Origin of the sequence: Lamprocystis purpurea DSM 4197, from assembly GCF_000379525.1 — a bacterium.
Classification (GTDB): Bacteria; Pseudomonadota; Gammaproteobacteria; order Chromatiales; family Chromatiaceae; genus Thiodictyon; species Thiodictyon purpureum.
On sequence record NZ_KB902515.1, the window covers coordinates 1 to 12,857 of the forward strand.

Annotated in this window: 9 protein-coding genes; 5 read left to right on the top strand and 4 right to left on the bottom strand. The window is 61.3% G+C overall.

Features of this window, described 5'->3' with window-relative positions; genetic code table 11:
- Nucleotides 1–252 precede the first annotated feature (252 nt).
- From A39O_RS0120335 to A39O_RS0120355, 5 genes are all read left to right on the top strand, one after another.
- Complete coding sequence (locus A39O_RS0120335; protein ID WP_157640298.1) at nt 253–780, top strand: hypothetical protein; 528 nt, start codon at nt 253–255, stop codon at nt 778–780.
- Nucleotides 781–1,226: 446 nt separating this feature from the next.
- A complete protein-coding gene (locus A39O_RS36880; protein WP_211211653.1) occupies nt 1,227–1,862 on the top strand; it encodes a tyrosine-protein kinase family protein in 636 nt (211 codons plus the stop codon).
- Nucleotides 1,855–2,943 carry a polysaccharide biosynthesis/export family protein gene (locus tag A39O_RS0120345; RefSeq protein ID WP_020506512.1) on the top strand — a complete coding sequence of 363 codons (1,089 nt, stop codon included), beginning with the start codon at nt 1,855–1,857 and terminating at the stop codon, nt 2,941–2,943. Before A39O_RS36880 ends, A39O_RS0120345 begins: the two co-directional genes overlap by 8 nt.
- 14 nt (nt 2,944–2,957) lie before the next feature.
- Nucleotides 2,958–4,445 carry a GumC family protein gene (locus A39O_RS0120350; RefSeq protein ID WP_020506513.1) on the top strand — a complete coding sequence of 496 codons (1,488 nt, stop codon included), beginning with the start codon at nt 2,958–2,960 and terminating at the stop codon, nt 4,443–4,445.
- Nucleotides 4,435–5,970 carry a lipopolysaccharide biosynthesis protein gene (locus A39O_RS0120355; protein ID WP_020506514.1) on the top strand — a complete coding sequence of 512 codons (1,536 nt, stop codon included), beginning with the start codon at nt 4,435–4,437 and terminating at the stop codon, nt 5,968–5,970. Before A39O_RS0120350 ends, A39O_RS0120355 begins: the two co-directional genes overlap by 11 nt.
- Before the next feature lie 9 nt (nt 5,971–5,979).
- Here the strand turns inward: A39O_RS0120355 and A39O_RS0120360 are convergent, their stop codons facing one another.
- From A39O_RS0120360 to A39O_RS0120375, 4 genes are all read right to left on the bottom strand, one after another.
- Nucleotides 5,980–7,791 (bottom strand): asparagine synthase-related protein, encoded by a 1,812-nt coding sequence (locus tag A39O_RS0120360; protein WP_020506515.1) that lies wholly within the window; start codon nt 7,789–7,791, stop codon nt 5,980–5,982.
- A 93-nt stretch (nt 7,792–7,884) separates the two neighbouring features.
- Entirely contained in the window at nt 7,885–8,970 is a 1,086-nt protein-coding gene (locus A39O_RS0120365; RefSeq protein ID WP_245561944.1) for an alginate lyase family protein, read from the bottom strand.
- A 27-nt stretch (nt 8,971–8,997) separates the two neighbouring features.
- Nucleotides 8,998–11,418, bottom strand: a complete 2,421-nt coding sequence (locus tag A39O_RS36885) for a glycosyltransferase (RefSeq protein ID WP_020506517.1) — start codon at nt 11,416–11,418, stop codon at nt 8,998–9,000.
- A complete protein-coding gene (locus A39O_RS0120375) occupies nt 11,418–12,821 on the bottom strand; it encodes an O-antigen ligase family protein (RefSeq protein ID WP_245561945.1) in 1,404 nt (467 codons plus the stop codon). The genes A39O_RS36885 and A39O_RS0120375 overlap by 1 nt, the downstream gene beginning before the upstream one ends.
- Nucleotides 12,822–12,857 lie beyond the last annotated feature (36 nt).

Consider the following 12,857-nt stretch of genomic DNA (forward strand, 5'->3'; position numbering starts at 1 on the left):
GACAAGCCGGGGACAACGCGCCGCGGGCGCGTTGCCCCCACCTTGCCCACACTCATTCACCCTTTGCCCACACTGCGCCGCACGGCCGCCGGAGCTGGCTGAGAACGCCTGCGGCGCAACAGCAACAGATCTTTTCTTAATCGCTGCGCGGATGCCGTCTTAACGACCGCTCCGCGGTGGCTGGGGCAGCGCCAAACCGCTGCGATGAACGTCGGCACGACAACTTAAATTCGGGGGAAAACTGTCCTGGACATGGGGTCCACTATACTGATCGACAGCTTCTACCGGATGCGCGGTTGTCGGAACAGTCAAGACGTCGGCTTCTTTTTATACACTATCTGGTTGCTCGGTATGAAGGCGATACGCATCAGTGGGCGGCGTGCCATCGACCTGATCGGCCGCGCCCAAGGTGACGAGCGCCGCGAATTACAGCGTGTCCAGTCGCGTGACGCGCGCGGCTTTCTGCGGCCATTCGACGGACCGCCTGATGCAGCGGAGATACCTTGCCGCCTGCTCAACCTCAACCGCGAGACGATCCTCATCCAATGCGACGACGACCGGCCGCTGACCCGCGTCCATCTGCGACTCGAACGGTATGCCCGTAATCGGCCAGGGCAGCCCGCAAAACGTCGGATCGTACACTGCGAAGGCGAGGTGAGCATCACGCGCACTCCGGCAGCCGCCAACCATCACTGGCGTTATGTGCTCAAGGTAAAGCCCAGCACGCCCCTGAACGAATTCAAATTTCAAAAGTATTTTCTAAAGTCCGGGATCTCATGAGCAAGAACCCACTCGCCACGCAACCGGGTCGGCAATGACGCGGGCGGGCGGCCCCGGGCGGAACCAGCTGCTCAGACGTTGCGCGCCGCACCCCGGCCGGATACGCTCTCTCAAGTGGACGCTGTGCAGGCGGCGCGGCCTTGATCACGGTTCCGGCTACGGGACATCCTAGGGTGGACAAGCGCAGCGCAGTCCACCAGCGACGGCGCGGGATTCGGTGGACTTGCGCTATCGCTTGTCCACCCTACGGCCGGAACGATGACCAAGGCCGGCAGCGGCGCCCCCAAGCCGGTCGTGAGACCCAGCACCCCGCGTTACCTGGGACTCCCGACGTAACTCTTAAATAATAACAATGTGTTGCTATGGTTATTGCGGTACCAGCCTTGCCCGACGCACAGATCATGGAATCCTAGGACGCGTTGATGAGCCCGTCACTGTCACCGCTCATGATCGCAGACTGCGCGCCGCTTGCCGCCGTCGCCGCGAGCCTGATTCGACTGCGTCAAAAACAGGCACTGACCAGCCTGATCGTCACCAGTTGCAACGCGGGCGAGGGCAAGACGACCGTCGCCCTGCAGATCGCCAGAGCGGCGGTACTGGAATCCGAGCTGCGGGTGCTGCTGATCGACTGCAATCCGGCCAACCCGCGGTTGGCCGACTTGCTCAACTGCGATCCCGTTCCCGGGTTCGCGGATTTTCTCGATGGTCGTGTCGCGGAGGACGTGATCATACGCGCCACCGCGGTCAGGGGTCTCGACCTGATGCCCTTCGGCAGCCCTGGACCAGGCCGGGCCAGCCGCTACGAACCGGGACGTCTGCGCAGCAAACTGCCATGGCTGAGCGCCACGGAGGGTGCCGCCTACGATCTGATCGTCCTCGACGGCCCGAGCAGCGTCGGCGAGTTCGACCTGACCGCAAGCGCCAGCCTGTTCGATGGTGTGGTGTTGGTCATCGAGTGCGAGCGCACCCGTTGGGAGGTCGTCAGGAACTACCAGGACAGGCTGCGCGACGGCAACGCCAATCTGCTCGGCGCCGTCATGAACAAGCGCCGGTATTACATTCCCAAGGGACTTTATGTCTGAGCGGCAGGACTCCGAACGGCGCGCCTGTCCGCGGGGCCGGGTCCGCGTCCGGACCGAGCGCTGGTTGCGCATCCTCACCGTGATAGCCCTGGTGCTGAGCGTGATCGCCTGCGGCACCCGCCGTGACATCGGGGTCGACGAAGAGGTCAGCGTCGCGCGCCGCTCCTTCTCATTCGAAACGTCCAATAACTTCGATCTGATGTCGAAGTATCGCATCTCGCCGGGAGACGTTCTCGACGTCCTGTTCCAGATTCGTACCTGGATCGAAAAGGAGAGCTTTCGGATCGCTGCCGACCATACGGTCGCGGTCAAATTCGTCTATACACCAGAGCTGAATACAGAACAGTTGGTACGCCCCAACGGGATGATTACATTACCCTATATCGGCGAGACCTATGTCGTCGGCAAGACGCCCAAGCAACTCGAGGCTGATCTCAAGGCGGCCTATGCCGGAACCTTGCGCGCCCCGGAAATCTTCGTTCAGGTCCCCGAGTTCCAGTCATCGATCAAGGAGCTCAAGCGCGATCTGCACACGGCCTCACGCGGCCTGAGCCGGCTGGTGACGGTGCATCCCGACGGCTTCGTGGTCTTCCCGATGCTTGGCGAGATCCTGGTCGCCGGACGCAGCATCACCGACGTCAATGATGAACTGAACGAAAAATACGAGGTCATGATCTCCGGCCTGCATGTCGATCTCTTCCTCGAAAAGCACTCCGGCTCGCTGGTCTATGTGCTTGGAGCGGTCAAGGAACCGGGTGGCTTCACGATTGCCAAGCCGATCTCGGTCGCTCAAGCGCTCGCGCTGGCAGGCAGCTTCAGCGACGGGGCCGAGTTGCGCTCAGTCATCGTGGCACGGCGTCGCCATGAGCACGAGATCGTCGCCACCCGGCTCGATCTGACCCGCTCGGCTGACCTCGGTGGACGCGGGTCACTGTTCTACCTGATGCCGGATGACATCGTCTTTGTCCCGCGCACCTTCCTCAATGAGGCGGCACAGATCGGCACTGAATTGCGCGATGCGTTGATGTTCCGCGGCTGGAGTATCAACGTCGACAACATCTCCCTCGACGACAACCCATAACGGGGCATCAGTCTTTGCAACACAGCAGTCAGCAATTCGAAAACTATCTGCGGGAGCTGCTGCTGATCTACTTCGCGCGGCAATCGTTGATCCTGACGACGGCCGCCCTCATCTTCCTGACGGCAGTGGCCGTCGCCCTCTTTGCGACACCGCGCTATTCCGCGCAAGCGGCCGTCCTGGTGCGCTCGGCAGAGGTCCAGCGCAGCCCAGACGCGATCGAAAGCGAGGACGCGCGCGCATTCAAGGTCGGCGAAGAGGACCTGCGCTCCGAGCTCGAGCTCATCCGCTCTCCCGCCGTCATCCAGGGGGCGGTCAGCAGACTCCTCGCCGAACAGCGTCCCTTTGCCGACGGGCTGGAATGGCTGCGGATACAGAAAGACCTGACGACCGAGCTGGTACCGGATTCGCGCGTCATCCATGTCGCGCTGCAACGCGACGCTGCCGACCAGGCCATCGAAATCCTGAACGCCATCCTCGACGAGTACATCCTGCGTCGGTCGCGGATCATCTACCCGGAAGGCAGCACTGAGTTCTTCAGCGCCCAGTTGGATCGCTTCAGAACACAGATCGACGACACCGAACAACAACTGGTCGCACTGGCCGCCACCGCCGGAACGCCGAACCCGCTCAAGGAGATCGAGCACAATCTGCTGGCCAAGCAGCATCTCGGCGAGCGTTTGAATGCGCTCGGGGGCGACGAGGCCACGCTGCGCGAGCAACTCAGACACCTCGACAAAGTATTGGCGGAAAAGGAGGTACGGAACTTCTCTTTCCTACAGAACCCGACCATCGGCGAGATGGCCGCGCGCCTCGTCGATCTGCAGGTCGAACGCGGCAAGACGGCGCGCCATTACGAGGATAACGCCCAAGCGGTGACGGTCATCGATAGGCAGATCCTGAGCAGCGTGAAGCAACTCCGGCGCGAGGTCGACGATTATCGCGACCGGCTCGCGTCCGACCTCGCCGCCAACACCGAGCAACAGCGTGTCCTGAACGCGCGGATCAGCGCGATTGAGGCCCGTAATCTCGAATTGAACCTGAAGAGCATCGAGGCCGACAAATTGAACCGTCAGGCCGAGTTGCTGCATCAATCCTTCGCGACCTTCTTCAAGCGCCGGCAGGAGGCGGAAATCAATACCAAGGTCGACTCCGCAATGTCCCGCTTTTATGTCAGTATCCTCAATCGCGCCTATTCGACCGGCCACCCGGTGTTCCCGAATCGTCCGATGCTGCTGGTCGTCGGCGTACTCGCGGGTCTGGTAACGGGTTTCAGTCTCGGTTTCGTACGTGAATTCTTCGATCACAGCTTCAAGAATCCGCGTGATCTGGAGCAGTTTTCCGGCCTGCCGCTGTTATTTTCAATCCCGTTGATCAAAGAATCCTGTACTCCGCTTAGCTCCCGGCCCGAACCGTATCCAAACCCTGGGAACACATCCGGCGACCTGCCCGCGTCGGCTTGGACGGCCGCGAATCCCGGAGCCGGCCAGCACCGTGGCGGATAGCCTCTCCGGTACCCTCACGCGTTACCTGTCGAGCAAACTCGTCAGCCAGATCTTAGGTGCCGGCATTGGCTTCCTGCGGCCCCGTCTGTTGTCGCCCGAGCTGTTCGGCCTCTGGACCCTGCTCAAGCTGATCCCGCAGTACGCCGGCTACGCGCATCTCGGCACACGGACGGCCTTGCGTGTGTTCTATCCGTGGCACCTCGCCCGCGGCGACCGGGAACAGGCGCAAGCGCTGGTCTCCGGCGGCATCCTCGGGGCCATGTTGATCGATACTCTGCTCGCGTCGGCAATCATCACCCTGGCCCTGATCGGCAACTGGAGCGACTTGGTCCGCTTCGGCTTACTGGCAATGGCCGCCCTGGTCGTGCTGCAAGGCTGGCGCGATTCCATGTTCGCCGCGCTCAAGGCCAGCCATCGCTTCGATGTCATTGCCCGAGCCTACTATGTGGAAGCGACAACCTTATTTCTTACGACGCTGATCCTGTTGCCGACACTCGGCATTTACGGACTGTTCCTCTCGGTGTTGCTGAGCGAGTTCCTTGTCGCCGTCTATCTCGGTCTGCGCGCCGGCGTCGCACTGCAATGGTCACGACGGATCGTCGTGATCATGGGCAGCATGATCCGTCGGGGTTGGCCGATCATGAGCTTGGAACTGGCAATGATGCTGGTGATCACCACCGATCGCTTCGTCGTGTCAGCCATGCTCGACACCACCGCCCTCGGCTATTACGGCGTCGCGCTGATGATCGTCAGCTTCCTGCGCAATGTACCCGGCACCGCACGCGAGGTGCTGGAGCCGCGCCTGATGGCGGATCTTGCCGGGACCGAGCGACCGGCACTGTTGCGGCGGCACCTGTTGGAACCAGCGCTCAATGCCGCGTTCCTGATGCCGCTGATTATCGGTCCGGTCGCGCTGGCCGCACCCTTGATCATCGAATGGCTGTTGCCGGGCTACCAGCCGGCGGCGGCGCCGACCCAGATCCTGGCCTGCGGGGTCTATTTTCTGGCGCTGTCGCTGGTCTTACGCAGCCCGGTTGTCGCCCTCGGTCGGCAACGCCGGGCCGCCGCACTGATGCCGCTCATCGTGCTCGCCAACCTTCTGACTGCCTGGGTCGCCCTGCGACTGGGCGCGGGGCTGGCGGGTGTCGCCGCCGCCAGCGGGGTCGCTTTCTTGCTGCTTTTTCTCACCCTCTGGCGGCTACTGCGCCCGGAACTGGCCGCCACCCCGCGTGAGGAGCGCCGTCAACTCATCTGGATCTGGCCCCTGTTCCTGCTGACCGCACTGCTGATCTGGCAATTGCCGGAATTGATCACGGATGCCGGCCTGCTCGGAACCGGCCTGCGTATGTTCGTCTTCATCGCCAGCTTCCTGTTGTTACATTGGCTCGCCCAGGGTCGCTTGAATCTGCTGAGTCCATTACCGCTCGAGGTGCTCGAAAACCTGTTTCGTGCACTCCAGGTCGGACGCAGAAACAAGGCACATCAATCAAGTCGCCTCCTGGCAGATAAACAAAAATCGCTTTAGCCTCAGGTGTCACGGGAGTTGTCGTTCACGCCAGAGGTGCAGGGAGTTCCCGCCGTGCAAGCGGTCGATCATCGATAGCAGGGTGAGCAGCAGCAATACTTGCCGCTTCGGGCGTTGAGTAATACCCTGAACGACGTGCCGACACGCGGCAACATCCACACCCGCCGCCGCAGTCCCTACCGTACCGATTTGATACTCAAGCAACCGTGCCACCTCATCCGTCGCGGCAAAGCCGGGGGTGCGGATCAGCGCACGCTGCACGCGCCGCGCCAGTCCCGGCCAGGAGTGTGCCGCTGCCTTGAAACGATGGTGAAACGTGAAGCCGAAAGAACCGATTGCGCCGTGCGACCCCGCCTTATCCAGCGTGGCAAGATCCTGTCTCAGCGCCGCAAGGAATTCACGGTAGAGTCGATAGTTTTTCTTCAGATGCGCCGGACAGTCCATCGCATCGCGAAAGAATGGCAACGAAAAGAACGGCGCTACGCTCCAGAAATAGTGTCGGTTACGGTCCTCGCCCTCGAACAGCCAGCGCATCGTCCGCTCATAGATCAGAAAATGAACATACTTGTCAACGCCATCCGCTTCCGGGTAACCCGAGAAGCGATCCATCAATGACGAACGCAGCTCACCAACACTGATTCCTGTGATCGCTGCTGCTTCAGTGAGCGTGAAGACACCGCGGCGATCAAGGGTAAAATCACACATCGCCTCGCTATCCGCTAGACGTCGGTTCGGACGAAGTTCGGGAAGCGCTTTGTCTCCCCCGTCTCCGGTGAAATAAACAACCTCGCTGCCGCAGCGTCGACGGATATCTGTGAAGAACGAGAGGTGGAACGCCATACCGAGTTCGTTCAGCCCCTGCTTGATCTCCAGCAAAGCCGAATAGTCAGCGCCGCGGCAGGGCGGCACTTCGAACGCGCGCCACGGGCGCCCCAACCGTCGTGCCACGTCCTGTGCGATCCGGATTTCCTCCGTGGAATACCAACCGGGTCGCGCCATCGTCACCGCGTCGAACGCATCTTCTGCACCGGCAAGCCCAGCCGCTACGGCACGCGAATCCAAACCGCCGCTTAGCGCGACGACATGAGGTCCCGGAAGCTGACCGCGCGCGGTACAGGATTTCCGGAATAAAAGCGCCAGGTGACTCGCCTGCTCACGCAGATCGCCGGCGGCTGTCGCCTTGGCGCTGAAATCGAAGCGGTGCAATTGTGTCAGGTGACTGCTTGCGTTGCGGCCGATCCGCAGCAACGTTGCCGACGGCAGCACCCGTATCTTATCCCAGAGGGTCTGCTCCCCCAGGCAATGACCGAAAACAAGGAACTGTGCCGCACCCACCGCACTCATCCCATGGTGCCCACACCACGCGACCGCGACACCAATATTGCGCGTCACGGTGAAACCTCGGTCTGAGCGACCCAAGTAGATGGGCAAACGACCAAAGACATCGTTCAAAACGTACCAATCGCCGCTTGCCTTATGCAGGATGACGAACACAAAGTCACCATCGTGCGCGAGCAGCCCATCGGTCACCGCGGCGCAATCATTGCTGACGATGGCTTCGGCCAAGGTGAACGCCGTCCGTACTAAGAGGTCTTCACCTAGCCCATAAATCCGACCTTCGCAGCAGATGACAAAACGTTCGTCCCGCCACACCCTGACCGGGTAGTGTGGATAAGCGGTCATTGTGAGCAGGGCCGCATTGTCCTCGGCAATGACTTCGGTCGATTGTTCTACCGGCGCTTCACTCCCGGCAATGCGGTCGCACGCGTCGGGCACCGCAGACGCATGGGGTGACTGGACAATCAGGTTAAAACCGGGCATTTCACATGATTCCGCGGTGAACATCCACCGCCGAGCAACACAAAGCCCGCGGCGCGACGTCGGAAGGACCCACTTGCTATCACGCGCCGCGGGTCAAGGGAGGATACGCAAATTCCGCGGGCGCGGTAAACGCCCATGGGTCCAATCCGTATAGCCGACATTCTTCCCTGGCCGACTCGGCAGGGGTGCCGGAAACGCGGTGCCATAGTAATAATTCACGAGATGCGGCTGCCAGGTATCGTCACCCTCAGCCGGGTAGTTCGCCTGCGTATGCAGCCATTCAAAGGCCCGCAGCAGCGCCTTATCCTGCCATCCGAACACATCGTATCCGGCACGCTCCAGCATCACAGCCTGAGCGAGCGCGCCCTGCAGCGTCGAGTACACATAGTTTTCATGGGGCGGGGGCCAGGTGAATATGCAGCAGCGCCGCATTCCCTCAGGAATGACACCGTCGATGTTGTGGCCGTCCCGTGCTGAACCGAACGGGTTGACACCGACTGGATTCGCGGGATCCGCCTGCCAGTCGAGTTCGCCGTAACTGAAATCCGCGTAGGCGGTACGGTCGCCAAGCCAGCCCCGAAAGATCCTCGCAATCTCGGCCAACTCCTCTTGATTGCCGAGATAGGCCGCAACGGCTAACCGACTGGCGCCGGCAAAGGTTCCCCAGCCATTTGGCCTGATGGCGTGGGTCTGGCGCAGCGTTCGACCCTCGCTCATCGGCTTCTCCACGACCTTCCCGAGCCAAGCGCGAAACACGGCATCCTGCTCCAGTGGCAGACCCACCAGGTCGGCGGCCAGGACATAGGCCATCAATTCACGGCCGAGCGCGAGGCTGCTGCCGCCGTCCTCGGTACCAATAGCGGCCATGCAAGCCGCAACCACCGCGTCCCGATAGATCGATGCCCCCGTACGCACATAGACCAGGGCCCGCGCCAAGACCAAGACGTTCGTTGGATCCTCCTGATTCGAGAGATTCGGGACAGCCATCGGCTGGTCAGCAGCGGCTTTCAGCGCATCCCAAGCGACGCCCGTGGTCGGCAGGGCACCCAACCGCTGACGATCGATCCAGATTCCGTTGGCGAGCATTTGCATGTCCGGCGGTGCGGCCCGCGTATCTATCGGCGCAATGAACAACAAGACCAGCATCGTGGACGCAAGCGAAGCGAAAACGCGGAACATTGCAGACTCCTCGGGGTTGCCGCGAATTTACCGGACACCAGCCTCTGGAGGCTGACCAAGATAGGGCTCGAACAGGACCGCTAATTGCCGAACATTCATCGCAGTATCAAAATCCCGCAGCACGCGCTCGCGCCCGGCCGAGCCCAAGGCCATCCGCAGCGCGGGACTCGCCGCCAGACGGGCAAAAGCACTGGCGATTTCCTCCGGTTGACCCGGTTGCGTAAGCAGGCCGCTCACACCATCCTCGACCAACTCCGGAATACCCGACAGGCGACTGCTGACCACCGGCAGACCGCAACTCATCGCCTCCATCAGCGTGACCGGAATACCCTCACGGTTTCCGCGGGGTGCCAGGACACTGGTCAGTGCGACGACGTCGGTCTGTTGAAGCAATTGTTGCAGCACGGCTTCCTGCCGTAAAGGCCCCAGCAACCGAACCTGATCACTCAGACCGAGCGTGCGTATCTGGCGCTCCAGTTGCACCCGTAACGGCCCATCGCCGACCAGTCGACAGCGAAACCCAACACCCCGATCCCGGAGCAGTGCGCAGGCATCGATCAGGTGACGATGACCCTTGACGTCCCGCAGAGCGGCAACGCACAGGATGCGCAATCCCCCGCCATCCGTCTGCAACCCCGCCGGGTTCGGACTAAACAGGCGGGTGTCGACACCGCAATGGACGACCTTGATCTTATCCTTGAAGGAGCGTCCAAGCCGTTGTTCGATAAAGCGGCGGTTGTATTCCGAGATGCTGACCACAAAACGCGCATCATCGATCTTTTTCTCCAACATGGTTTGATCGACATGCAGATCGGAGCCATGGGCCGTGAAGCTGTAGCCGATGCCGGTGAGCCGGTAGACGATCCATGCCGCAAGCGCCGGGTGGCTGGCGAAATGGGCGTGCAGATGACGCACCTGATCCTGTTCCAGCCGGCGCGCCAAGTGGACGGACTTGGGCCAGATACCGAGCGCACCGATAAAGAAATTCCGGCTCGGGCGGGTGCCGCGAATCATTTCCGCGAAGGTGCTCCAGTAGCGTCCCGGCCGGCTGATGGCACTGCTGAGATTCGACCACAACACCGCCACCGACAGGAATGGCAGCCATTCCACCAGCGGCATGACCCGCTCGACATCCGCGTGCTGCACCCGCGTGCGCTCGCGCAACAACGGCCAGATCCGAACACGATAGCCCAACTCCAGCAGCGCCACAATTTCCGACAGAATGAAGGTCTCGGTGAGCCTGGGAAAGCGGGACATCGTGTAGGCCATCGCGGGGGCAGACTGATCGACCTCGCCCTTGATCGGGTCCCACCGCACCACGGTACGCCCACGTACAAAATCCCACAGCCCGAGCCCGGTGCCGTAATTGCCCAGAACGAAATACCAGGCCGTGCGACTGACCGTTCCGAACCGACCGCGCAGCGCCGGCACCGCCGCGCCGATCACCGCCAGACCACCGACGCCGAGTTGCAGCATGAGCAGCCACATCCAAGGTGCTGACTCCAAGGCCAGCAGGCTCGTGCTCAGCAGCAGGAGCACCAGAAAAACGGGCAACAAGCGACGCAGCACCTTGTTGATGGCGAGCGCGAGCGCGAAGACCCCGAACCGCAGCGGATTGAGTAATTGGCGATGCATGAAAAGCCCGCGCAAAGAGCGGCACACCACCCGCCGCCGCCGCGAGACTTCGTGTTCAGCCGAGCGCGCCGGCACCCGCACCGCGGCAACGGCCTGCGGCTCGAAAACAAAGCGCCAGCCTGCGGCGATGACCTGCAAGGCGGCGTAAAGATCATCCGTCACACCATCGACGATGGGACCCGCAACCCTGGCGCGCAGCGCATAGAGCTTGCCATCGTTGCTCGTCACACTCCCGACCCGGGTCTCCAGTAACTTGATGCGGCTGTCCCAGTCGATATAACGCACCTGCGCATCCCGCAGGGCCTGTTGCTCGCGCTGCAAGACCCGTTGCCCGCACACGCCCCCGATCGTCTCGTCACCGAAATGCGCAAGCAGCGCGCGCAACGCGGTTGGCACCAGTTGGGCATCGACATCGCTGAATACCAGAATTTCGCCGCTCGCCAGCGCCATGGCCTGATTGAGCGCATAGGCTTTCCCGTGATGCGCGCCGAGTACGCAAGCATGGATCCGTGGTTCTTCGCAATGGTGCAGGATTGCTTCGGTTCCATCCGTTGAACCATCGGAGACGATCACCATGTCGATACGATCAGCGGGATAGTCCAGCGCGAACGTATTTGCAATCTTTTCCTGAAGAAGCACTCCGGGATTGCGACATGCGACGATCAGCGTCACCCGCGGCGTCCAGGTCCTGTCCAGACGGTATGGACGCGCGCGCATCCTGGCCGCCAAGAGCACCAGCAGCGGATACCCCGCCAGCGGCAGCGCGATACCACACAAACTCGCCGCGAATACGAAAAGCATTACCGCGTCCATCAACGCTCCTCCCTAAGAGGCGGCCAGTAATCAAACCCGGTGGTTGCCGGCCCGGCGCCCACAGGAGCCTTTTCCACCGCGACGGTGTCGGCGACACGCAGCCATACCTGCGACAGGCCGATGGATAAGAGCATGAATTTCTGGAACACGTCGCTGAACATGGTCAGGTAAAGCAGCAGGACGCATAATGCGACCAGATAGTGCAGCACCTGATCGGCATGGTAGCCGTCGTCACACTTGAGAAACAACCGGCGGGCACGCAACAGATTGCGCATTGCTGTCAGCAGGAGCGCGATAAAAAAGAAGAAACCCAGCAACCCCGTCCCGACCAGTACCTCTAAATAGGTGTTATGGGCAAAGCGTCGATTGGTCGAGCCTTTCTTATCGTAGCGCTGAGCCCAGTCGGACGTTGTATAGAGATCACGAAAGGTACCAGGTCCATGGCCGAGAATCGGACGATCGACAATCGCATCACGCGCCACGATCAGATAAGAACCACGGCGGTTGAGCGAGCGGTCCTGCTTGGAAGATACCAGCGTCGCCTGGCGCTCCCAGAACGACTGGGGAACCATCGCCGCCCCGACCAGCATGACCGCCGCGGCCCCAGCGAACAAGAGCCCCAACTGCCGTGAGGTCAGTCCTTTGACATTGATAAAAGACAAGATCGCCAGCGTCAGCCCCATGACGATCGCACCGCTGCGCGAAAATGTTCCGACCATCGCCACAATGTTGATGAGGAGCATGGCCAACGCCAGGAGTTTAACCAGTCGATGCCGTGCATGTGTCAGCCAGAAGACCACAAAAGGCAGGCCAAAAATGATCTGCATCGCAAGCGCATTGGGGTCGGCGGTTCCCCCTGTACTACGGCTGAATGTATCGCCTTCCGAGAACACTGCGACATGAAACAGGGTTCCGACGACTGCAGACAGGGAGCCGATCGATACCGACGCCGCGATCACGGCGGGGATGTGCCGCGTCACACCGGTCTTGTCGGTCAGCGAAATGGTCAGCGCAAAAAAAACGATGGCGACTAGCGTCAGCACGACCTGCTCCGCCGCGTTGCTCTTGTAGTCGGAAAAGAAGGTCGAGAGCAGACTGATCGCCAGGAACAACAGGAACCAGGGCCACAGGTTGGAGCGGAAGCGCGCCATCAGCGTGCGATCGGACAACAGGCGAAGCGCCAGCACCAGCAGCAACACCAAGGCCAGTAGCCAATGAATCTTGATCTTCTCGAGCGGCCCGCCAAGATCGCGAAAGTTGCCGAACGGAATCAGAAAAATGATCGCGTACAGGCCGAGTTCCGGACGGCGGCCGATGAGGAACAGAAACAGCAGCCCCAGACCGGGAGCTAACGCCAGATAGGGATAGTCGGTCAAAAGCGGCATCACACTGGCCAGAATCACCAGAACTGCCGCCAGTTGCCATAGCAAATTACCTGG